Annotated in this window: 21 protein-coding genes and 1 pseudogene; 16 read left to right on the forward strand and 6 right to left on the reverse strand. The window is 39.0% G+C overall.

The annotated features are described in order from the left end of the window. Positions 1-409: 409 nt before the first annotated feature. On the reverse strand, positions 410-2,140 hold the full coding sequence (gene spxB / locus RBL01_RS00090) for a pyruvate oxidase (protein ID WP_002339460.1): 1,731 nt from the start codon (positions 2,138-2,140) through the stop codon (positions 410-412). A gap of 164 nt (positions 2,141-2,304) precedes the next feature. Between spxB and RBL01_RS00095 the strand changes: the two genes are divergently transcribed. Continuing rightward, positions 2,305-3,123, forward strand: coding sequence for a ZIP family metal transporter (locus RBL01_RS00095; RefSeq protein WP_002319329.1), 819 nt, complete (start codon positions 2,305-2,307; stop codon positions 3,121-3,123). Between the two features lie 101 nt (positions 3,124-3,224). Here the strand turns inward: RBL01_RS00095 and RBL01_RS00100 are convergent, their stop codons facing one another. Then, complete coding sequence (locus RBL01_RS00100; RefSeq protein WP_002309889.1) at positions 3,225-3,422, reverse strand: hypothetical protein; 198 nt, start codon at positions 3,420-3,422, stop codon at positions 3,225-3,227. A gap of 168 nt (positions 3,423-3,590) precedes the next feature. Here RBL01_RS00100 and RBL01_RS00105 point away from each other — a divergent pair, with 168 nt between their 5' ends. Both RBL01_RS00105 and RBL01_RS00110 read left to right on the forward strand, forming a co-directional pair. Beyond that, complete coding sequence (locus RBL01_RS00105; RefSeq protein WP_002319330.1) at positions 3,591-4,169, forward strand: TMEM175 family protein; 579 nt, start codon at positions 3,591-3,593, stop codon at positions 4,167-4,169. Between the two features lie 94 nt (positions 4,170-4,263). Next, a complete protein-coding gene (locus RBL01_RS00110) occupies positions 4,264-4,401 on the forward strand; it encodes a hypothetical protein (RefSeq protein ID WP_002319331.1) in 138 nt (45 codons plus the stop codon). Between the two features lie 118 nt (positions 4,402-4,519). On the opposite strand, the gene RBL01_RS00115 is transcribed toward RBL01_RS00110, so the two are convergent. Continuing rightward, the gene (locus RBL01_RS00115) at positions 4,520-5,698 is read right to left on the reverse strand and encodes an IS256-like element ISEf1 family transposase (protein ID WP_000997695.1); all 1,179 of its coding nucleotides are present in this window, start codon (positions 5,696-5,698) and stop codon (positions 4,520-4,522) included. A gap of 967 nt (positions 5,699-6,665) precedes the next feature. Next, positions 6,666-7,169: a VanZ family protein gene (locus RBL01_RS00120; RefSeq protein WP_002315482.1), complete on the reverse strand. Its 504-nt coding sequence runs from the start codon at positions 7,167-7,169 to the stop codon at positions 6,666-6,668. A 315-nt stretch (positions 7,170-7,484) separates the two neighbouring features. Between RBL01_RS00120 and RBL01_RS00125 the strand changes: the two genes are divergently transcribed. The 4 genes and pseudogenes from RBL01_RS00125 to RBL01_RS00140 all read left to right on the forward strand — a co-directional run bounded on the left by RBL01_RS00125 (position 7,485) and on the right by RBL01_RS00140 (position 9,839). Then, positions 7,485-7,706 carry a helix-turn-helix domain-containing protein gene (locus RBL01_RS00125; RefSeq protein WP_002319332.1) on the forward strand — a complete coding sequence of 74 codons (222 nt, stop codon included), beginning with the start codon at positions 7,485-7,487 and terminating at the stop codon, positions 7,704-7,706. Positions 7,707-7,795: 89 nt separating this feature from the next. After that, positions 7,796-8,047 carry a helix-turn-helix domain-containing protein gene (locus tag RBL01_RS00130; RefSeq protein WP_002339461.1) on the forward strand — a complete coding sequence of 84 codons (252 nt, stop codon included), beginning with the start codon at positions 7,796-7,798 and terminating at the stop codon, positions 8,045-8,047. A 235-nt stretch (positions 8,048-8,282) separates the two neighbouring features. Then, positions 8,283-8,399 (forward strand): putative metal homeostasis protein, encoded by a 117-nt coding sequence (locus tag RBL01_RS00135; RefSeq protein WP_002288644.1) that lies wholly within the window; start codon positions 8,283-8,285, stop codon positions 8,397-8,399. A gap of 150 nt (positions 8,400-8,549) precedes the next feature. Next, a pseudogene (locus tag RBL01_RS00140) lies at positions 8,550-9,839 on the forward strand (ISL3 family transposase). Between the two features lie 142 nt (positions 9,840-9,981). Here the strand turns inward: RBL01_RS00140 and guaA are convergent. Together guaA and coaA are read right to left on the reverse strand one after the other, a co-directional pair. Continuing rightward, positions 9,982-11,547, reverse strand: a complete 1,566-nt coding sequence (gene guaA / locus RBL01_RS00145) for a glutamine-hydrolyzing GMP synthase (protein ID WP_002298578.1) — start codon at positions 11,545-11,547, stop codon at positions 9,982-9,984. A gap of 58 nt (positions 11,548-11,605) precedes the next feature. Continuing rightward, positions 11,606-12,529 (reverse strand): type I pantothenate kinase, encoded by a 924-nt coding sequence (coaA, locus tag RBL01_RS00150; RefSeq protein ID WP_002339462.1) that lies wholly within the window; start codon positions 12,527-12,529, stop codon positions 11,606-11,608. A 195-nt stretch (positions 12,530-12,724) separates the two neighbouring features. Between coaA and RBL01_RS00155 the strand changes: the two genes are divergently transcribed. From RBL01_RS00155 to RBL01_RS00195, 9 genes are all read left to right on the forward strand, one after another. Continuing rightward, the gene (locus RBL01_RS00155; RefSeq protein WP_002309852.1) at positions 12,725-13,330 is read left to right on the forward strand and encodes a class I SAM-dependent methyltransferase; all 606 of its coding nucleotides are present in this window, start codon (positions 12,725-12,727) and stop codon (positions 13,328-13,330) included. A gap of 308 nt (positions 13,331-13,638) precedes the next feature. Then, a complete protein-coding gene (locus tag RBL01_RS00160) occupies positions 13,639-14,655 on the forward strand; it encodes a LacI family DNA-binding transcriptional regulator (protein ID WP_002291103.1) in 1,017 nt (338 codons plus the stop codon). Between the two features lie 140 nt (positions 14,656-14,795). Then, a complete protein-coding gene (locus RBL01_RS00165; RefSeq protein WP_002291105.1) occupies positions 14,796-16,097 on the forward strand; it encodes a pyrimidine-nucleoside phosphorylase in 1,302 nt (433 codons plus the stop codon). A gap of 46 nt (positions 16,098-16,143) precedes the next feature. Next, the gene (gene deoC, locus RBL01_RS00170) at positions 16,144-16,806 is read left to right on the forward strand and encodes a deoxyribose-phosphate aldolase (RefSeq protein ID WP_002291107.1); all 663 of its coding nucleotides are present in this window, start codon (positions 16,144-16,146) and stop codon (positions 16,804-16,806) included. An 18-nt stretch (positions 16,807-16,824) separates the two neighbouring features. After that, positions 16,825-17,223, forward strand: coding sequence for a cytidine deaminase (locus RBL01_RS00175; RefSeq protein ID WP_002291109.1), 399 nt, complete (start codon positions 16,825-16,827; stop codon positions 17,221-17,223). Between the two features lie 65 nt (positions 17,224-17,288). Next, positions 17,289-18,371: a BMP family protein gene (locus RBL01_RS00180; RefSeq protein WP_002319336.1), complete on the forward strand. Its 1,083-nt coding sequence runs from the start codon at positions 17,289-17,291 to the stop codon at positions 18,369-18,371. A 211-nt stretch (positions 18,372-18,582) separates the two neighbouring features. Next, the gene (locus RBL01_RS00185) at positions 18,583-20,145 is read left to right on the forward strand and encodes an ABC transporter ATP-binding protein (protein ID WP_002319337.1); all 1,563 of its coding nucleotides are present in this window, start codon (positions 18,583-18,585) and stop codon (positions 20,143-20,145) included. Further along, positions 20,138-21,271 (forward strand): ABC transporter permease, encoded by a 1,134-nt coding sequence (locus RBL01_RS00190; RefSeq protein WP_002291115.1) that lies wholly within the window; start codon positions 20,138-20,140, stop codon positions 21,269-21,271. Before RBL01_RS00185 ends, RBL01_RS00190 begins: the two co-directional genes overlap by 8 nt. Then, entirely contained in the window at positions 21,271-22,227 is a 957-nt protein-coding gene (locus RBL01_RS00195) for an ABC transporter permease (protein WP_002309847.1), read from the forward strand. The genes RBL01_RS00190 and RBL01_RS00195 overlap by 1 nt, the downstream gene beginning before the upstream one ends. Positions 22,228-22,267: the final 40 nt, after the last annotated feature.

Consider the following 22,267-nt stretch of genomic DNA (forward strand, 5'->3'; position numbering starts at 1 on the left):
AGCCAGCTTCCGGTAACAATTTGACTGTTGCAATTGGTAGCTGGCTTTTTTATCATGGACAAATATGCACGAGGTAATCTTTAGGTGTCGAGACAAATTTATGCAAAAATGTGAAAAGCAATAGGCACAAATTTTATCTTAATACTTGAAACATACCGCAGTTGTCACAATCTCTTGATACACGGTGTTCAAAAGCTTGCATCTGAGGTAATAAGCCCAACCAAACGAAAAAATATGACGAGCTATTTTTGTTTGGCTGTTCTTATTACTTGATGCAGGGCAGCTTTTTCACAACCTCTGATACACGGTGCTCCACCTGCTGCTTCTCGGTAATAAGATCGCCGTCCTAGAAAATATGAGGAACTATTTTCTGTCCATCGTTCTTATTACTCGAAGCATAGCGCAGTTGTCACAATCTCTTTTCATATAATTCATTCAATACTGGCAAATCATGGACTTCATATTTTTCTTTGAATGCTTGGATTTCTTCTTCAGAATATTTTCTTGGATCTAAATGAAGATCTTCTACTGGCAATGGACGCTTGTTATTGATTTTCACATCGATCACTACAGGACGGTCTGATTTTGCGGCTGCATCAAAGGCAAACCGAAGTTGCGAGTATTCTGTGACTGTAAAGCTTTTTGCACCAAGGGCTTCTCCAACTTTACCGAAATCTGCATCTTCTAAAAATACACCGAATTTCTTTTGTTCCGTATCTTCTTGTTCTGCTTCGATGAAACCAAAAGAATCATTAGAAAAAACAACATTGATAATTGGAAGCTGATATTTGACTTGTGTAATGATATCTTGCATGACCATAGCAAATCCGCCATCACCACTTAAGGTAAATACTTGTTTTTCTGGGTAGCTTAGTTGTGCGGCAATTCCTCCAGGCACACCATTACCCATAGTTGCGAACCATCCAGAGGTTGTATGTTTTTGTTTACCGTTCATATTTAATAAGCGAATAGAATGGATAGTCGTGTTACCGACATCTGTGACGAAAATCGCATCGTCTTCAGCAATCCGATTGATTTCTTTATAGACAGCCTCTGGTCGAATCGGTTCTTCCTCACGATCTTCAAAAGATTTCAACCAATTTACCCATTTTTCTTTATTTTCCTGATTTGCTAGGTACCAGCTATCAGCAGGACGAGCATCACCTAATTCGACCAGTCTTTGCAAAGCTGTGTTTGCATCACCGAGAATCGACAGCGATGTTTCATGGCGCCGTCCGAATTTTGACGCATCAATATCGATTTGGATAAATTCAGCAGTTGGATTAAAAAATGCACGTCCAAATGGGAAATCGCTACCGACAAATAAGATCAGATCGGCTTCTGCCAATGCTTCATTTCCGGGTTTAGTAGCGACACGTCCAGCAAAACCAAGAAAGTTTTCATAATCATCAGGAATAATTCCTTTTGCTAGAACGGAAGCGACAATAGGAACTGAAAAATGTTCTGAGAATTCTTTGATTTGCGGAAATCCGTTTCGCGTTCCTTGACCAACATAAAGAACTGGTTTTTTTGCTTTTTCAAGATAAGGCAAAGCAGCCAGCAGATCTTTTTCTTCTGGTAATATCACACTTGTTTTGTGAGTGTGAGCAGTAGAGAAAGGTTGTTCATCAATTTCTTCAAAACCAAGATCAACAGGAATCGTCACGATAGCCACACCTTTATGCTCATAGGCGGCTTTAATGGCTTCATCTACGACATGTGGAAGACTTTGGGGCGTCATGACTGTACGATTGTATACGCTGACATCTGCGAAAATAGGATTTTCGTTTAATTCTTGGAAAGAGTTATAGTTCATGGATGTAGAAGCGACTTGTCCTAAGAACGCTACTAGAGGCACATGGTCCATTTGTGCATCATACAAACCATTGATCAAATGTGTCGCACCAGGTCCTGCAGAGCCGAAGACATCGCCGACTTTCCCGGTTAATTTTGCATCTGCGGCTGCTGCTAGTGCACCGACTTCTTCATGACGGACTTGAATATATTTGATTTCGTTTTTTTCGTGATATAGCGCATCCATAATCGAATTGAAAGATCCTCCGGGAATGCCATAAATATGGTCGATGCCCCAGCTTTCAAGAACTTTTATCATTGCGACTCCTGCATTGATTTTTGACATGGTGTTTCACTCCTTTAGCAATGATGATCCATAAATTTTTTGTATCTAGAGTATAGAACTTTTTATCGAAAATCCCAACTAATTCGTCTTTTCACAAAAATGTAGTCATGTTTTTGGGAATATGCTAGAGTAGTACATAAATAGATTCAAGAGAGGGGAATGGCATGGTTGAATGGCTATTGAGGCTTGAGCCTTGGCAGCAAGCACTTGCTGGGACAGCTTTCACTTATTTTATGACAGCTCTTGGTGCCGGATTGGTTTTTTTCTTTAAAGAAATCAAAAAAGAAGTGCTAAATTTGATGTTAGGATTTGCTTCTGGTGTCATGATTGCTGCAAGTTTTTGGTCCTTGCTTGATCCAGCGATTACAAAAGCAGAAGAAAATGGAGATATTGCTTGGCTAGTTGTAAGTATTGGATTTGGTTTAGGTGGGGTGTTTTTATATATGGCTGATAAAACACTGCCTCATATGCATTTTGGACCGCAACATGAAGCAGAAGGATTGCCTACCCATTTAAAGCGGACAATCTTGCTTGTTTTTTCTATTACATTGCATAATGTTCCTGAAGGTTTAGCCGTAGGGGTAGCATTCGGTGCAGCAGCAACTGCGGATAATCCGACAGCCGCTATATTAGCCGCTGTTTCGGTAGCGCTAGGTATTGGTATCCAAAACTTCCCAGAAGGAGCAGCTGTATCAATCCCATTGCGACAAGAAGGTCTGAGCCGTAAAAAGGCCTTTGTTTACGGACAAGCTTCTGGAATCGTTGAACCAATCGCTGGGGTGATTGGCGCACTACTAGTAACGAAAGTGGAGCTGCTGCTTCCTTATGCACTTGCTTTTGCTGCAGGAGCGATGATTTATGTCGTGGTGGAAGAATTGATTCCCGAAGCACAGCAGACATTGTCCAGCAAACGTCATTTTGCAGTTTTTGGTGTCATGAGCGGATTTATCATTATGATGATCTTGGATGTGGCATTAGGATAATTGGGAAAATCCATATATGATATATCAAATAGGGCCGCGAACTTATGTCGCGACCCTATTTTTAAGTAAGTTATATCATAACGGAGTGATAATGTGATTCATTAATAATAGTTTTTTCTATGTGTATTGCCTTTGATCCAACGAACGAGCCAGATGATAAGTGCGATCGGAATCAAAACTTTGACCGCAAACCATAAAAGGCCACTTACAACACTAACAAAAAGACTGATGACAAAGCTAGCGGCAATCAACACTAAAAGAACCATGAAGATATTTAAGAACATATTTTTTTGACGCATACAAAACCCTCCTCTTGTTCATTCTTTACTATAGAAAAAGTATAACAGGGATTCTCTAAAAACACCTCCAACTGCAGACTGATTTTTACTTCATCTACTTAAATGATCAAACAATTGCTTTTTCCCTTGTTTATCATCTAAAATAGAGCGGAAAAGGAGGAGAATATCATGCCTAAAAATCGTCTTGAAGCATTTACAGATGCTGTAATCGCCATTATCATGACTATTTTAGTTTTAGAACTTCATGAACCTAACGGAGATACGTGGGAGGCGCTCGCTGCATTAGGTTACCGATTTTTTATCTATATTGTCAGTTTCATCATCTTAGCGATTTACTGGAACAATCATCATCATTTATTTCAAGTTGTACATAAGATAAATGGACGGGTCTTATGGGCGAACAGTTTCTTTATTTTTGCGCTTTCACTTTTTCCATTTGCCACTTCACGGATTAGTGAGTACATCAATAGTCTGGCTCCAGAAATGACTTATGGTTTTGTTACCTTGACCGCTAACATTGCGTATTATATCTTGGCAAAAGAACTTGTCAAAGCAAATAAGGGTCACGAGAAAGCATTGAAGACGATGCTGAATGATTACAAGAAATCATACTTATCGATTGGCTTGAATGTTTTAGGAATTGTCTTAGCCTATTTAGTAGCGCCAGTAGCCGTGCTGATCGCAAACATCGTGATTCTTGCTGCTTGGATCATCCCAAGCCGTACCATCGAATCACAATATCGGTAAAATGATCCGTGTTTAAAATTTAAGAGAAAAATATAGAAAAAATAAACAAACGATCAAATATCCGAGTGATACTAGTATTCAAAGAGGGATGCAGATGGATCAAAAAAGACTTCATGTAGGACTGATTACTAGTTTTGTCACGATGCTTATTTATTTGGATCAAGGTCATTTGACTTGGACAGTAGTTGGTGTCACGGTATTTTTGACATTATTCGCAGCAATAAAAAAATAAACATCTTTATGTAAGCTAATATTCTATCTATTTAATAAAAACATGTTTACAGCAGAATCATACTGCGGGAGCGTCAATAATTTTGTGTAAATAAATTGTCCTCCTGCAAAATAATTAGTTACTCAGTAAACATTGAAACTAATGTATCGGTTACCTGTTGAAAACCTTTATGGCTTCTGTTTAGAAATTTTTGATTGTATGTATCAAAAATGCTGACTAGAAAGCGTTCTAGTGATTCTTCATTTTGAAACTGCTCTTTTCTACGGCTGTATCTTTTAATTTGCTTATTGAAAGACTCGATTAGATTGGTTGAGTAAATGGTTCTACGAATGCTAGGTGGAAAATCATAAAAAGTTAATAAGTCTTGGTTTTCTATGAGTGACTGCGTCACTTTAGGATAGTTTTTCTTCCATTTCTCAATCATGCCGGATAAGAAGGTATTCGCTTCTTCTTTTGAGTTAGCTTGATAAACAGCCTTAAAGTCATCACAGATTTCTTTTCGGTCTTTGACACGTACTTTATGAGCGATATTACGAGATACATGGATACAACAATGCTGATATTTTGCTTTAGGATAAATTTGATGGATAGTATCTTTCATGCCTTTTAAGCCGTCCGTAATAAAAAGCAAGACTTCTTGAACTCCTCTGGAGTTAATATCCTGTAGCAGCTCATTCCAAACGTATGTTGATTCAGTTGGAGCAATCGCATAACTCAGTACTTCTTTAGTGCCGTCTTCTCGTATACCAATGGCAATATAAATCGCTTCTTTGGATACAGTTTGACGTTTTAGTGGAATGTAAGTAGCGTCCATAAAAATAGCGACATACTTATCATTTAAGGCTCTGGATTTAAAGGCATTTACTTCTTCAGTCAGAACTTTAGTCATGTTGGACATGGTTTGTGGAGTATAGTGATGACCGTACATTTTTTCGATCAAATCAGCAATTTCAGACATCGTAACACCTTTTTCGAATAAATGGATAATAGTGGTTTCCAATGTATCGTTTGTTCTTTTGTAGGCTGGTAAAGTTTGTTGTTTAAACTCACCATTACGATCTCTAGGTATTTCCAATGTTAATTCACCATATTCGGTTTTGATTGATCGAAAGTAAGAACCGTTTCTCGAATTACCTGAATTAAAACCAGTGCGATCATATTTTTCGTAATCTAAAAAAGCCGTTAATTCAGTCCGTAGGAGTGTGTTTATCGCTTTTTCTAAGTGCGAACGGAATAATTCATTTAAATCGCCTTTAGTGACTAGAGTTTGCACAATTTCTGTAGTAAAATCATTCATAGGGAAGTCCTCTTTTCTGTGAATTGGTTGTCGTTAACTTTATTCTACAGAAGGGACTTCCTTTTTTGTATGGATTTTTTCATTTACACAAAATATTTTATACTCTCCATACTGCTGTAAACATGTTTTTATTTGTGGAAAAAATTTTTAAAAAAGTGTATCGAAAAAAATCGTTAGTTTTTCCACAGTGGATAACTTTATGATAGCTAAAAAAACAATAGATTAGTTAAAGGAGGCATATAGATTTCTTTTGTCAGGGGATATACAATAGAAATGAATAAATATTAACAAGAGTTCAGATGGGGTTAAAAAAGTAAATTCAGAAGAGTGAAAAATAACGAACCAACTATATTTTACGTGTTATTTAATAGTTAAAAAATAACGATACACTTGTTTTGATTTCTCTGCTACTTCTAAAAACTGCTACTTTTTCCTTTGAAATGCCTTCAAAAAGTAGGATCAGGTAAAATCTACTGGCAGAAATCAAGGAAAAAGATACCTTCATAAGAGAGAAAAATGATAGAAAAGAAGAAAAATTATTTATAGAACAAGCTTTTTACAATAAATAGATATACCTATACGGGGTATAAAGAAGAACGAAGATTTCTCAATCGATTTAATTATCGAATAGGAAAATGCGAAGATTTAAAGCATGTAAGCTAAAAAAATAATCATTTTTGATTAAAATGCGTACTTAAATTATGAAGGAGTTATGATAATACTTGTTTTTCAAGGAAAAGGACATTTCATTAATGTAATTAATCTGAAAATAGACATAACCGTTACTTTACTATTTTTTGATAAAAAACAAAGGGAAACATATCCTGACTGCTTCAATGTGTAAGATGTATACTCCAAATAGCAGAGGTGAAAATCGATTTTTTTGAGAATCAATAATTGAATAAAAAAGGACTGTCATAGGTACACACTGGAATGTATCTGTGACGGTCCTTTTTTATGAACGATTTTATCGAAGACGGATAGTACGTGTCAAAAATAAAAAAGCTACGATTAGAAATAACAATAAAACGTACCCCAAAATAACGGCTAGGCGATCCAACTTATTTGTCGATATGTGTTTGTTTAAAAGCTGATAGAACCATAATCCAATCAGACCTCCTGTTGTATTAGTAATTACATCAGTGATATCCGCTACGCCAATACCGAATAGGAATTGAATAAACTCTGCGAAGAAGCTTACAAGGAAAATGATCCCTAATTTTTTAGAAAAGGAAAGCCCTTTGAAATTGACATTCAAAAGCACCCCAAAAGGAAAAAAGACAATGAAGTTATAAGTGGTCTCGCGCAAAACCGTCGTATTTTCAAAAGAAAAAGTAGAAAAAGGGACGAGATTGACATTGCTGTAAGAATAAGTGAGAAATTGTGGAAGATTAAATGATAGCTTGAATAAAATCAACCATAATAGAAAGAATAAATAAATCCCTAATAAAAATTTTGATATATACCGCATAGACATCTCCTCCATCTAAAAAGTATACCATCGAAAACCGCTGAAAAATCATAAAAAAGTATGAAGTTTAAGGACCAACGTAGTTATCGTACGAAAATTAGAAGCTTTTTTGTTGGGAATCCGGTTTCTTTTAAATGAGAAAATATTCAAATATATAACTTAAGTAATTTTTATTCGTTCACTTTTTCCTCTCAAAGATTATTTTTAATAATTATATAAACTACATGCATATATATATTATTTTTCGTATAAAAATGGGATATGCTATACATAAAAAAATTATGGAAAGATAAGTCTTTCAACGCGGAGCGAGGGATGGAGATCCATCAGTGGTTGCGTGAGAAGAGAAGGGAAAAAGGGTATACTCAAAAATGGGTGTCACTTCAGTTACATATTACAAGACAAGGTTTGTCCAATTGGGAAAATGGCCGGTCATATCCAAGTTATGAGATGCTCTATAAATTGATTTATTTGTATGGATGCTCAGCTAAAGAGATTTCAGAACTGTTTACAAGAGAAAGAGAAACAAAGAACTAGGATACACCATTTCTTTTTTAAGATCCCAATCGTTATAGACTCTTTTCAATTACAAATGTTTTTAATATAGTTGATATTGAGGGAAATGGATGCGGTTTAACAACGAGGAGGATGCTTGGATGGTATTTGCTCGATGGCTGACAAAAAAAAGAAAAGACCGAAGTTATACACAAGATTTCGTTGCACGACAATTAGGTATCACAAGACAAACACTTTCCAAATGGGAAACAGGTCTATCGCGTCCCAGTTACGAGATGTTACAAAAAATTTTTTGTTTTTACGACTGTTCGCAAAAAGAAGTAGCTGAATTGTTTAAGACAATCGGAAACGGTAAGATGTGAATGTGGGAAGAATAATTGGTAGATCATATGTAATAATAAAACTTATTTCCGAACAAGCACCTTTTGGAACACTATTCATTCGGAAAAAGTGATTGTGACACGACTTTTGCCATAGCCTCGTTTTAGCAGGTTGACTTTCTTTTTAACATTTGATACCATTCAAAATACAAATCGTAATTATTTCGATTTGTATTTTTAACATGACTATAATCAAAGAAGAAAGTGGGTCGTCTATATGGAAAAAACAGATATCTCAAGTGCATATCGCCGTTTGAAAAGCCCAAATATCAAAACACGAAAACGTGCGTTGAAAATCATCAAAGATGTGAAACGAAATAGTGGAAAAAGGTAAGAAGAAGGAAACTTAATAAAAAAAGGCTCTATACTTTTTGATGTTGGTGGATGACACCAGCATCTTTTTTATTTTCCAAAACATATAGAAAAGACACCTTGAAATCCTTTAGAATTAATTTGGCGAACCAACCCAAAAGGAGGAATCAAGATGTCTTACACTCACCTTATCAAAGAAACATTAGATATTCTAGACTTATCAGTTACTTTTAACGAAAATTGTCTCACAAAAGAAAAATACAAAGGGCAAATCTGTCATATTTATCGTGGAAACTTGATTTATACAGCCCAAGAATGCATCCACTGTAAACACCAGATTGCTTCAGATATTGTGCGTTGGGGTACAACAACCGTCCGGTTGTTAATGAACGATGTTTCTGAATACCGTACCTACCTCGAATTGAAAAAGCAACGCTTCAAATGCAAAGCTTGTCAGCGGACCTTTGTCGCAGATACTTCTGTTGCGAAAAAACATTGTTTCATCAGTGAGAAAGTCCGCTGGTCTGTCGTGACTCGTCTGAAAAAAATACCTCAATGACAGAGATCGCCGCTCAGAAAAATCTATCGGTCTCTTCTGTTTACCGTATTATGAAGCGATTTTATCGTCCGTTGAATCCTTTTCGGACACCGTTACCTAAGGTACTTTGTTTTGATGAATTCAAATCAGTTCGGGGTGTTTCAGGTGCTATGAGTTTCATCATGATGGATGGACAAACACAGCGCTTATTGGACATTGTCGAGAACCGACAACTGCCTTTTTAAAACGTTATTTTAGTCATTTTTCACGAGAAATTCGTGAAGCGGTCGAATGGATCGTGATTGATATGTACGCTCCTTATGTATCGCTCGTTAAAAAGCTGTTTCAAAAGCACAGCTGATTATTGACCGGTTTCACATCGTCCAACATATTGGTCGTACCTTTCGCAATCATCGAATCAAAGAAACGAACCAACTATTAAAAAGCAAAGAACAAAAACACTATCAATTAGGTAAGCAATTAAAAAGATACTGGAAACTTCTTCAAAAAGATGAACGCAAGCTTGATTATACTCGACGCCTTTGGCGACCTGGCTTCAAAGCTCATTTAACAGAGACCGATATTGTGGATCGCTTACTGAAAGGGAGCCCTGCTTTGCGTGTAGGCTATCAGTTATATCAAGACTTTCTTTACGCTGTAAAGGAACGAGACTACGTATCGTTTGAAGAACTACTTACCAATAATATCATGCTTCCCGAAGGCTATCAGACGACCTTGAGAACGTTCCAGAAATTTCTGCCACAAATCAAAAATGCTTTACAACAAAGTTATTCAAATGGCCCACTTGAATGTCTGAACAACCATATCAAAGTGTTAAAACGAAATGCATATGGCTTTCGTAGCTTTTATAATTTCAAATTGCGCATCATGATTCGTCATGGCAACGCATTGATTTTCAACTAAAAAAGATCAAGAGGAACTGATCCACTTGATCTCCAATTATTCTAAGATTTCTCTTTACCAACATCATTTGACAAAGAGCCTAAAAAAATAGCCGAAAAACGTTGTTAAAAAACGTTTTTCGGCTATTTTCAATTATTTTTGTTTATTCCCACTCCACTGTTGCTGGTGGTTTAGAAGTGATGTCATACACGATGCGGTTGACATGGGCTACTTCGTTTACGATACGTACAGAGATTTTTTGCAAGACTTCCCATGGGATACGGGCAAAGTCAGCTGTCATTCCGTCGATTGAAGTCACCGCACGGATACCGACTGTGTAGTCGTAAGTACGTCCGTCACCCATAACACCGACAGAGCGGATTCCTGGAAGAACAGTGAAATATTGCCAGATATCACGGTCAAGTCCAGCAGCTGCGATTTCTTCGCGCAAGATAGCATCAGATTCGCGTACGATTTCTAGCTTGTCTTCAGTGATTTCGCCAAGAACACGAATACCAAGACCAGGGCCAGGGAATGGCTGACGCCAAACGATTGAATCAGGCATGCCTAATTGAGTACCTAATTCACGGACTTCGTCTTTGAATAGTGTGTTTAATGGTTCGATCAATTCAAATTGCATATCTTCTGGCAGTCCACCTACATTATGGTGAGATTTGATCGTTTGTGCTGTTTCTGTACCAGATTCGATAACGTCAGTATACAACGTTCCTTGTGCTAAGAAAGAGACGCCTTCTTCACCAGCAAGTTTTGTTGCTTCGTCATCAAAAACATATACGAATTCATTCCCAATGATTTTACGTTTTTGTTCTGGGTCAGATACACCTTTCAACTTGTCTAAGAAGCGATCTCTTGCATCGACTTTGATGATGTTCAAGCCGAATTTTCCGCCTAGACTTTCCATTACTTGTTCCGCTTCGCCTTTGCGTAGCAGACCATGGTCAACGAAGATAGATGTCAATTGGTCACCGATTGCTTTTTGTAAAAGAACCCCAACGACACTAGAATCAACGCCGCCTGAGAGACCAAGCAAGACTTTTTTGTCACCAACTTGTTCACGGATTTTTTCTACTTGCATATCGATAAAGTTATCCATTGTCCAGTTACCTTCACAGTGGCAAACATCAAAGGCAAAGTGGCGCAACAATTCGATTCCGTATTCGGAATGACGTACTTCTGCATGGAATTGGATACCATAAAAATTACGTGTTGTGTCTTGGATAGAAGCAATCGGACAATCTTTGCTTGTTCCGACTGTTTCAAAGCCTTCAGGAACTTTAGTTACCAAGTCACCATGGCTCATCCATACTGTTTGTTGTTTTGGTGTTTCTTTAAACAAGACAGCTTGATCACTTGTTACTTCTAACAAGGCTTTTCCATATTCGCGGTTTTTAGCAGGCTCTACGGAACCGCCAAGTTTGTATGTGATCAATTGCATACCATAGCAAATCCCTAATACAGGAATACCTAAATTGAAGATCTCAGGATCGATCCCAAATGCATTCTCATCATATACACTGTTTGGTCCGCCAGAAAGAATGATTCCCTTTGGATTCATCGCTTTTACTTCTTCTGCAGTAATGCGGTGGCTCAATAATTCGGAAAAGACTCCAAGATCACGAATACGCCTTGTGATCAATTGGTTATACTGACTACCGTAGTCTAATACGATAATCTTTTCAACGTTCGTCATATCGGCAACGTTTGTCAAATTTATTACCCCTATCCCTTTAAATTTTATCTCAAAATAGTCAAACTATTTTAAAATGCTAATATTTTCGCATGAAAATCGAATCGATAATATGATTTTCAGTTTTATGGAGAATTATATCGGCTCTTCCTCGTGTAGGCAAGATATATTCCTGTAAATTTTTCAAATTCACATTTTTCCATACATCTTTTGCCATTTTAAAGGCTTCTTCACGATCTCCGATAGCAAAATGATAATAATAATTCTCTGGATTTTGGAAAGCCGTATCCAGTAACGCGCCAAAACGATCCAAATACCATTTTTCGATCAGCACGGGATCGGCATCGACATAGACAGAAAAATCAAAAAAGTCGCTGACGTAGATTTGCTGATTCGCAGGTAATTGAAGCGTATTGATCCCCTCAACGATCAAGATATCAGGTTGCTGGATCAGCTCGTACTTATCCGGAATGATATCATATACATCATGTGAGTAAACAGGTACTTTTATCTCTTCCTGACCAGATTTTACACGATTCAAGAAGTCGATCAGCATCTCCATATCATAACTTTCAGGAAATCCTTTGCGATCCATGATTCCACGCTCTTTTAATATACGATTTGGATAAAGAAATCCATCAGTCGTGATCAGCTGAACATTTCTTCGTTTGAAGGTACGAGACAAAATCGTCTGCAGCAGTCTGGCTGTGGTACTTTTTCCAACGGCTACGCTTCCGGCAATCCCGATAATAAAAGGCGGTACTTCTACGTATTTATGAAGAAATAAACCTTTACTCAAGAACAAAGATTCAAATTCTTTCATATATAGATATATCAGATGAGCAAGAGGTACATAGATATCTCGAACATCCTGCATGGAAATGCGGTCATTCAAACTTTTGATATTATCTAGTTCATCTTGTGTCAAAGGTGCTTGCCCATTACGATAAAATTCTCGCCATTCTTCTCTTGCCACACGGTAGTAGTTCATTGGATCATTCATATTAGCCTCCTGCGTTCTCCCATCAATGGAACTATTTTAACACAAAATAAACACAAACCCCACCACTTAAGAGAGATTGCCAATCTTTTTGTACAATCTTTATAATAGAAAGAAAAGGAGTTTTATTCTTGACTTGCGTACGGATACATAAAAGGATAGACTGTTGACATGAAAGAAACGAGAAGGATGGAAGACATGACAAATCATTACTATTCTGAACGCCCAGATACGGCGCACGATTTTGAACAATGGGCTTTTGAGTTAAAAGGCAGAACCTTTCAATTTGTAACTGATTCTGGTGTATTTTCACGTGAAACAGTGGATTATGGTTCACGTGTCCTGATTGATGCTTTTGATTGGGAAGAGTTACCTGATGAAGGAAAGATCTTAGATGTGGGATGCGGGTATGGACCGATTGGGCTAGCTTTGGCATTTGCGACACAACGGTTTGTTGAAATGGTCGACATTAATGAGCGAGCAGTGAGTCTAGCGCAAGGAAACGCAAAGCGTAACCAAATCGAACAAGTGGACATCCATCAATCAAATATCTATGAAGTACTTCATGAAGAAACCTATGCAGCTATTGTCAGCAATCCGCCAATCCGTGCTGGAAAAAAAGTCGTACATGAAATCTTGACAGGCGCATATCCTCGGTTGAAGCAGGGCGGTACACTGACAATTGTGATCCAGAAGAAACAAGGAGCGCCGAGTGCGCAAAAGAAGATGGAAGAAACATTTGGCAATGCAGAAATCGTCACAAAAGATAAAGGATATTATATTATCAAAAGTGTGAAAGAATAACTAGCTGAAAAATAATAGAGCGACGAAAAAGTGGAACTGGGCGTGCATGTAAGGGTACGTATCAGTTCTTTTTTTGTTGAGAAGTTTTTAAAAACAAAGAACTATTTTTTTCTTCAAAAAGAAATAGTAGGAACAGAGTCGTTGTTTTTTACGATAAAATAAATAAGATACAGAACTTGTATAGAACGCTGCCAAGTTGGTAGATAAAGGAGATTTTTATCAAAAAACATACTTTCTTTTTTTCTCTATTCTTTTCTTGGGGGTTTTGGTACACTGATAGGGAATTTAGATAGAAGGGAGCCACTAGGGTGAAGCTGACCATCAGAGATATTGCAGAAATGGCAGGGGTATCAGTAACAACTGTCTCACAGATTTTGAATAACAAAGGAAGCCGATTTAGTGATAAGACAAGAAAAAAAGTGTTGTCGATCGTGAATGAACATCATTATAAACCCGATTATTTCGCTTCAAATGTGATCAATCGACATTCAAAGACCATCGGAATGATCGTCCCTGATGTCACTGATTTCTTCTTCTCCAAACTGATCGAAGGTGTAGAGAGCTATTTGAATCCTTTGGGCTATGTGATCATGTTATGCAATTCTCGTCATAGCCAAGAAAATGAGATCAAGTATTTACAAGAGCTTTCCCACCGCTCAGTGGATGGGATCTTGCTGGCAACACCAAATATTTTACCTGAGAAATACGCATTAGACAGCGGATTTTATCAAAAAATGCCGATTATTTTAATCGATCGCGGATTGAATCGTCGGGATAACGGACGGCTTATCGTAAAGGAATATGAGGGCGCCTATCAAGCCGTTTCACTATTTATTGAAAGCGGCCATACGAAGATTGGCATGCTGAAGGAAACCACTGGATATTATCAATTAGAAGAACGTTTCAACGGATATCGTCATGCGCTGAAAGATCATGGCCTGCCTTTTAATGGGAAATTTGTTGAACATGGAGAGTTGACTGTCCAAGGTGGCTATACTGCATCAAAAAAATTACTCAAACATAAAGATATCACGGCTATTTTTTGCGGGAATGATGCCATGGCGATCGGCTGCTATCAGGCGATAGATGAATTGGGCAAAAAAATCCCAGAAGATATCTCTGTCATAGGATTCGATGGATTAAAACTGTCAGAATACATGATTCCGCAATTGACGACAGTGCAGCAACCAAGTTTTGATATTGGATTTTATGCTGCGCGTTTCCTAATCGATACGATCGAATTTCCTCAAAGAAAAGTTCCGAACAAAGTGTTCGAAACAAAATTAATTATTCGTGAGAGCGTAAAAGTATTGACAAAGGGCTAACTCGGCGGTATATTGCTTATGTAAGCATTTGCAAAGGCGAGTTGGTGCTTTTTTTATTTTTAGTAAACCAGTTTACTAAAGTGGTTTACCTTTCCTAAAAATAATGTATAATACCGAATGAAGACAAGGAGGATCAGGCAATGCGAATGGTGGATCTGATTGAAAAAAAGAGGGATGGAAACGAGCTGTCGAAAGAGGAAATCGAGTACATCGTCACGAACTATACGAATGGAAAGATTCCAGATTATCAAGTCAGTGCATTATTGATGGCAATTTTTTATCAAGACATGACAAATGAAGAAATCACGAACTTAACATTGGCGATTGCTAATTCTGGTGATGTCATCGATTTGAGTTCTCTTGAAGGAATAAAGGTAGATAAGCATTCGACAGGTGGCGTTGGTGACACGACCACATTGATTTTAGCCCCCCTAGTAGCTAGTGTCGGAGTGACAGTGGCTAAAATGTCTGGACGCGGTCTAGGTTACACAGGTGGCACATTAGATAAGCTAGAAGCAATTCCCGGATTTCAGATCGAGCTTTCGGATGAAGCATTCGTGCGCATTGTCAATGAAAGCAAAGTAGCAGTAATCGGTCAATCAGGAAACTTGGCACCGGCGGACAAAAAATTGTACGCTTTGCGTGACGTCACAGCGACCGTCGATTCTCTTCCGCTGATTGCCAGTTCGATCATGAGTAAAAAGATTGCGGCAGGAGCAGATGCAATCGTTTTGGACGTGACCACTGGAGACGGTGCTTTCATGAAGAATATCGAAGATGCAAGACGTCTGGCAAAAACCATGACAAGCATTGGCAAACTAGCGAACCGAGAAACAGTGGCGGTAATCTCGGATATGTCAGAACCTCTTGGCGAAGCAATCGGAAATAGTCTAGAAGTTGTCGAGGCAATCGAAACATTACAAGGAAATGGTCCAGAAGATCTAGTAGAAATGTGCTACGCCTTAGGAAGCCAAATGGTTGTTCTTGCTGGCAAAGCTAAAACAATCGATGAAGCAAGAACGTTGCTTCAAGAAGCTCTGGAATCAGGTAAAGCGTTAGCAAAATTCAAAGAAATGATCCAAAATCAAGGGGGAGACCCAACGATCGTGGAACAACCAGAACGAATTTTGACTGCACGTTACACAATGGAGCTTCCTGCTAAACAAAGCGGAGTCGTGTCAAAAATCGTGGCAAACGAATTAGGAATTGCTGCAATGATGCTAGGTGCTGGGCGTAAAACCAAAGAAGACGATATTGATCACGCCGTTGGATTGAAACTGCATAAAAAAATCGGTGACACTGTGACAAAGGGCGAGTCATTATTGACAATCTATAGTAATGATAAAGAAATCTCCTCTGTTATTGAATTATTATATAAAAATATTGAAATTGGCGAGTCAGCAATGAAGCCAACATTGATTCATGACATTATCACAGAATAAAAGGAAAAAAGCGGATTTTACCGTTTGAAAGAAAAGGGGAAAAGAAATGGAACTAAACCGAATGATCGACCATACTATTTTGAAAGCAGACGCATCTAAAGAAGCTGTGATGCAAATTATCGAAGAAGCGAAAAAATATCATTTTTACTCTGTCTGCATCAATCCAGCATGGGTTGCGCTAGCAAAAGAACAATTACAAGGCGAACCAGTAGCCGTATGTACAGTGATCGGGTTTCCTTTAGGAGCAAACACATCCGAGACAAAAGCATTTGAAACGACAGATGCCATCAATAACGGTGCAGATGAAGTCGATATGGTCATCAATATCGGTGCGTTGAAATCAAAAGATGATCAAAAAGTTCAAAAAGATATCGAAGCAGTTGTTGAAGCAGCAAAAGATCGTGCACTTGTCAAAGTGATCATCGAAACATCTTTATTAGATAGAGAAGAAATCATCCGAGCATGCGAATTAGCAAAAGCTGCAGGCGCTGATTTTGTCAAAACATCAACGGGTTTCTCAACGGGTGGTGCAAAGGTAGAGGATGTCCGCTTGATGCGTGAAACGGTAGGACCAGAAATGGGCGTCAAAGCTTCTGGCGGTATCCATAACGAAGAAGAAGCAATGGCAATGATCGAAGCGGGTGCTACAAGAATCGGAACAAGCGCAGGAGTAGCAATCGTATCTGGTTCAACTGGCGAAGGCTATTAATTTTCAAAGGAGAAACTCATGGCAGAACTCAAACAAGAATGGATCAACACAGCTATTGAAGCGTTAGATAAAGCATACGTTCCTTATTCCCATTTTCCGGTAGGTGCTTGTCTCGTAACAGAATCAGGCAAGATTTATCAAGGTATCAACATCGAGAATGCATCATTTGGATTAACGAATTGTGCCGAGCGCACAGCTTTCTTCAAAGCCGTATCAGAAGGAGAAAGATCGTTTACCCATTTAGTCGTAGCAGGGCACACCCCTGATCCTATTTCTCCATGTGGTGCATGTCGGCAAGTAATGGCAGAGTTCTGTGCTCCTGATATGCCGGTTACGCTAGTGGGAGACAATGGTGTGACGAAGGCAACGACCGTTCGAGAACTACTGCCTTATGCATTTACTGAAAAAGATCTATAACTCATGTTCATTCAGTCAGCTGACTGTTGAAAAATAAAACAATTATTTTAGGAGGCTTTACAGAAATGAAAAAAGCAAAATTATTTGGTTTAGGTGCCGTCGCACTAGCAGCAGGGTTATTTTTAGGTGCATGCGGCAACAACGGCTCTACTGATTCATCCGGTGGCAAAAGCTCATCAGACACAACAACTGCAGCATTGATCACAGATACAGGTGGGGTAGACGACCGTTCATTCAACCAGTCAGCTTGGGAAGGATTACAAAAATGGGGGAAAGATCAAGGTCTTTCACGAGGCAATGATGGCTTCCAATACTTCCAATCTTCAAACGAATCAGATTATATCCCAAATATCGACCAAGCATTGAATGCTGGATTCAAAACGATTTTTGGTATTGGTTATAAACTAAAACCAGCGATCCAAGAACAAGCAACAAACAATACAGGTACGAACTTCGTTATCATCGATGATGTGATTGACGGATTAGATAACGTTGTATCTGCAACATTCAAAGACAACGAAGCTTCTTATCTTGCAGGGATTGCAGCAGCTTACACGACTGAAACAAACGTAGTCGGCTTTATCGGCGGCGTAAAAGGTGAAGTAATCGATCGTTTTGATGCTGGATTCAAAGCCGGTGTTGATGCAGGTGCGAAAGAACTAGGAAAAGAAATCAAAGTATTGAACCAATATGCTGGTGACTTCTCTGCTCCAGATAAAGGACGTTCAATTGCTCAAGGTATGTATGCACAAAATGCAGATATCATCTTCCATGCTTCAGGTGGTACAGGTAACGGTGTATTCCAAGAAGCAAAATCATTGAACGAATCAGGCGACAAAAAAGTTTGGGTTATCGGTGTTGACCGCGACCAATCAAACGAAGGCGAATACACATTGAACGGCGAAAAGAAAAACTTCACATTGACATCTACACTGAAAGCAGTTGGAACAGTAGTAGAAGATTTGGCACAAAAATCAGCTGACGGTAAATTCCCTGGTGGTGAACACACTGTTTATGGATTGAAAGAAGACGGTGTTGGTCTAACAGAAGGACAACTTTCTGATGAAGCGAAAAAAGCAGTGGATGAAGCAAAAGAAAAAATCATTTCAGGTGACGTAAAAGTTCCAGAAACTCCTGAAGAAAACTAAAACCATTTCTATAGCCTTGTTAGACACATGTTTGACAAGGCTATGGTTTGATTAGAACAAGAATTGTTCATTTATCCAAGCTGTCTTGAGACAGTTTGGATAAGGGAACAACTCCCTGAAGTAATGTTTGTTTCAAAAGAAGAACGCTCACTAAGCGTGAATCTTAGTCAATCGTTGCCCTAGATAGAAATCGTTAGGATGTGAAAAAAAGGTGGTTCAAGAAAATATTGTCATAGAAATGCAGAATATTACCAAAGAATTTGGAACATTCAAGGCAAATGACAACATCAATTTACAAGTAAAGGCAGGAGAGATTCATGCGTTGCTTGGAGAAAACGGTGCTGGCAAATCTACATTGATGAACGTGCTTTCCGGATTATTAGAGCCGACATCAGGGAAAATTTTGATGCGTGGGAAAGAAGTACAGATCACAAGCCCGACAAAAGCCAATCAATTAGGGATTGGGATGGTCCATCAGCACTTTATGCTTGTTGATGCCTTTACTGTAACAGAAAACATCGTGTTGGGAAGCGAACCTAGTCGTGCAGGGATGCTTGACCATAAAAAAGCGCGAAAAGAGATCCAAAAAGTTTCTGAACAATATGGATTATCAGTCAACCCGGATGCTTATGTTCGTGATATTTCAGTTGGGATGGAACAACGGGTAGAAATTTTAAAAACACTTTACCGAGGAGCAGATGTACTGATTTTTGATGAGCCGACAGCTGTATTGACCCCTCAGGAAATTGATGAATTAATCGTGATCATGAAGGAATTAGTCAAAGAAGGCAAGTCAATCATTTTGATTACGCATAAGTTAGATGAAATCAAAGCAGTAGCTGACCGTTGTACAGTTATCCGCCGTGGAAAAGGAATCGGTACAGTCAACGTTAAAGACGTTACCTCACAGCAATTAGCTGATATGATGGTCGGAAGAGCGGTTTCATTCAAAACGATGAAAAAAGAAGCGAAGCCTCAAGAAGTCGTTTTGTCTATTGAAAATCTAGTGGTAAAAGAAAATCGTGGATTAGAAGCCGTGAAAAACCTGAACTTAGAGGTTCGTGCTGGCGAAGTACTTGGTATCGCTGGAATCGATGGAAACGGGCAGTCGGAGTTGATCCAAGCTTTGACTGGTTTGCGAAAGGCAGAAAGCGGACATATCAAGCTAAAAGGGGAAGACATCACCAATAAAAAACCTCGAAAGATCACTGAACATGGTGTAGGACATGTGCCAGAAGACCGTCATAAATACGGGTTGGTCCTAGATATGACATTGTCTGAAAACATTGCCCTGCAAACGTATCATCAAAAACCTTACAGTAAAAACGGTATGCTGAATTATTCAGTGATAAATGAACATGCCAGAGAATTGATCGAAGAATATGATGTTCGAACAACGAATGAACTTGTTCCTGCAAAAGCTTTATCAGGCGGAAATCAGCAAAAAGCAATCATCGCTCGGGAAGTCGACCGAGATCCTGATCTGTTGATCGTTGCAAATCCAACTCGTGGGCTGGATGTAGGTGCGATCGAATTTATTCATAAACGTCTGATCGAACAAAGGGACAAATACAAAGCAGTGTTATTGATTAGTTTCGAATTAGAAGAAATTTTAAATGTTTCGGATCGTATTGCTGTTATCCATGAAGGAGAAATCGTCGGGATCGTTGATCCGAAAGAAACATCTGAAAATGAATTAGGTCTATTGATGGCGGGCTATACCTTAGAAGAAGCACGAAAAGAGTTAGAAAAGGGGGCTGGCGCACATGAATGATCGCAGCGAGAAATTCCGTAATTTATTAGTGCCTGTACTTTCAGTTGTTTTAGGATTGATCTTAGGCGCGATATTAATGGCTGCTTTTGGTTTTCAGCCCATCCAAGGTTATTCTTCTATGTTAGATGCAGCTCTTGGTTCGCAAAGAGGAATCGGTGAAACATTAAGGCAAGCAACGCCGTTGATTTTTACAGCATTAGGGTTTTCTGTAGCTAACTCAGCTGGGTTCTTCAATATCGGGCTTTCTGGACAAGCGCTTTGCGGATGGATCGTCAGTGTCTGGGTGGCACTTGCTTTTCCAGATCTTCCAAAAGTTGTTTTGCTTCCATTGTGCGTGATCCTAGGTGCCTTAGCAGGTGCGATGGCAGCGGCTGTTCCTGGGTTGCTACGAGCATTTTTTGGAACAAGTGAAGTGATCGTAACGATCATGATGAACTATATCTTATTATACGTAAGCACATTTGCTTTACATGAAGTGATGCCTGAAAGCTACCGATCAAGTTTGGACTCTTCCAATATGATCAGTCAAAATGCATCGTTGCGGTTACCTTGGTTGACACAAGCTTTTGGCGGCTCTCGCGTAAACTCAGGTTTGTTTTTAGCCATCATCGCGCTTATTTTCGTTTGGCTATTGATGAAGAAAACGACTTTAGGATTTGAGATCCGTTCCGTTGGTTTGAATCCTTTTGCTTCTGAGTATGCAGGGATGAGTAGTAAACGTACGATCGTTTTGTCGATGGTCATTTCTGGCGCTTTGGCAGGGCTTGGCGGTGTGGTTGAAGGATTAGGAACGTATCAAAACTTCTTCGTTCAAACGACCTCGCTATCTATTGGATTTGACGGAATGGCTGTTTCCTTACTTGGATCTGGATCAGCAATCGGTATTCTTTTATCAGCGATTTTGTTCAGTATTTTGAAGATCGGCGGACTTGGCATGCAGACAGGAGCTGGTGTTCCGTTTGAGATCGTCAATGTATCGATTGCTCTGATTATCTTCTTTGTTGGGATCAATTTCTTGATTCGTTTCGTCATGGCTAAGTTCTTCCAAGGAAAAAAACAAGAAGAAATCGTTGCGACAATCGAAGCGAAGCCAACGAATCAAAACCATGAAGGAGGCGAACTATAATGTCGACTATCGAATTAATTGCCTTGATTCTTACTTCAACACTGGTTTATTCAACACCGCTAATTCTAACGTCACTAGGCGGAACGTTTTCTGAACGCAGCGGGATCGTAAACGTAGGGTTAGAGGGAATCATGGTCATGGGTGCTTTTAGTTCCATCGTTTTCAACTTGACGATGAGCCCCTCACTTGGTTCCATGACGCCATGGATCGCTATTTTAGTGGGTGGCGTCGTAGGTATCCTATTTTCTTTGATCCACGCAGTAGCAACAGTCAGCTTGCGTGCTGACCATATCATCAGCGGTACAGTGATCAATCTGATGGCACCAGCTTTAGGTGTTTTCTTGATCAAAGCATGGTATGGGAAAGGTCAAACAGATAACATCACGCAGAATCTGGGATATTTCTCTTTCCCAGGTTTGGCAGATATTCCGGTCATTGGACCAATTTTCTTCAAAAATACATTCTTGCCTGCTTATTGTGCAATTTTGATTGCTGTCATTGCTTGGGTGATCATCTTCAAGACGAAATTCGGCTTACGCCTCCGTTCAGTTGGTGAAAACCCTCAAGCTGCCGATACATTAGGTATCAATGTATATGCTATGCGTTATTCAGGCGTGCTGATTTCAGGCTTGTTAGGCGGTATGGGCGGTGCTGTTTTTGCTCAGTCGATTTCCGGTAACTTTTCAGCTGGGACGATCGTCGGACAAGGGTTCATCTCCATGGCTGCTATGATCTTTGGTAAATGGAATCCTTTAGGCGCAATGGGTGCCTCACTGTTCTTTGGTTTTGCACAAAGCTTGAGTATCATCGGTGCACAATTACCAGTTATTTCTTCGATTCCACCAGTATTGCTGCAAATTGCTCCATATTTGCTGACAATCATTGTGTTGGTTGTTTTCTTAGGGAAAGCTTCTGGACCAAAAGCAAACGGGAAGAACTATATCAAATCAAAATAATCTTTTAGCGAATAAAAAGGGTGGGTTACGGGAAGTGTTT

Origin of the sequence: Enterococcus sp. SB12, from assembly GCF_030910025.2 — a bacterium.
In the GTDB taxonomy this organism is placed as follows: domain Bacteria; phylum Bacillota; class Bacilli; order Lactobacillales; family Enterococcaceae; genus Enterococcus_B; species Enterococcus_B faecium.

Excerpts from the sequence above, each read along its gene's own strand:
- spxB (WP_002339460.1), bottom strand. The coding sequence starts at position 2,140 with ATGTCAAAAATCAATGCAGGAGTCGCAATGATAAAAGTTCTTGAAAGC.
- RBL01_RS00095 (WP_002319329.1), top strand. The coding sequence starts at position 2,305 with ATGGTTGAATGGCTATTGAGGCTTGAGCCTTGGCAGCAAGCACTTGCT.
- RBL01_RS00100 (WP_002309889.1), bottom strand. The coding sequence starts at position 3,422 with ATGCGTCAAAAAAATATGTTCTTAAATATCTTCATGGTTCTTTTAGTG.
- RBL01_RS00105 (WP_002319330.1), top strand. The coding sequence starts at position 3,591 with ATGCCTAAAAATCGTCTTGAAGCATTTACAGATGCTGTAATCGCCATT.
- RBL01_RS00110 (WP_002319331.1), top strand. The coding sequence starts at position 4,264 with ATGGATCAAAAAAGACTTCATGTAGGACTGATTACTAGTTTTGTCACG.
- RBL01_RS00115 (WP_000997695.1), bottom strand. The coding sequence starts at position 5,698 with ATGAATGATTTTACTACAGAAATTGTGCAAACTCTAGTCACTAAAGGC.
- RBL01_RS00120 (WP_002315482.1), bottom strand. The coding sequence starts at position 7,169 with ATGCGGTATATATCAAAATTTTTATTAGGGATTTATTTATTCTTTCTA.
- RBL01_RS00125 (WP_002319332.1), top strand. The coding sequence starts at position 7,485 with ATGGAGATCCATCAGTGGTTGCGTGAGAAGAGAAGGGAAAAAGGGTAT.
- RBL01_RS00130 (WP_002339461.1), top strand. The coding sequence starts at position 7,796 with ATGCGGTTTAACAACGAGGAGGATGCTTGGATGGTATTTGCTCGATGG.
- RBL01_RS00135 (WP_002288644.1), top strand. The coding sequence starts at position 8,283 with ATGGAAAAAACAGATATCTCAAGTGCATATCGCCGTTTGAAAAGCCCA.
- coaA (WP_002339462.1), bottom strand. The coding sequence starts at position 12,529 with ATGAATGATCCAATGAACTACTACCGTGTGGCAAGAGAAGAATGGCGA.
- RBL01_RS00155 (WP_002309852.1), top strand. The coding sequence starts at position 12,725 with ATGACAAATCATTACTATTCTGAACGCCCAGATACGGCGCACGATTTT.
- RBL01_RS00165 (WP_002291105.1), top strand. The coding sequence starts at position 14,796 with ATGCGAATGGTGGATCTGATTGAAAAAAAGAGGGATGGAAACGAGCTG.
- deoC (WP_002291107.1), top strand. The coding sequence starts at position 16,144 with ATGGAACTAAACCGAATGATCGACCATACTATTTTGAAAGCAGACGCA.
- RBL01_RS00175 (WP_002291109.1), top strand. The coding sequence starts at position 16,825 with ATGGCAGAACTCAAACAAGAATGGATCAACACAGCTATTGAAGCGTTA.
- RBL01_RS00180 (WP_002319336.1), top strand. The coding sequence starts at position 17,289 with ATGAAAAAAGCAAAATTATTTGGTTTAGGTGCCGTCGCACTAGCAGCA.
- RBL01_RS00190 (WP_002291115.1), top strand. The coding sequence starts at position 20,138 with ATGAATGATCGCAGCGAGAAATTCCGTAATTTATTAGTGCCTGTACTT.
- RBL01_RS00195 (WP_002309847.1), top strand. The coding sequence starts at position 21,271 with ATGTCGACTATCGAATTAATTGCCTTGATTCTTACTTCAACACTGGTT.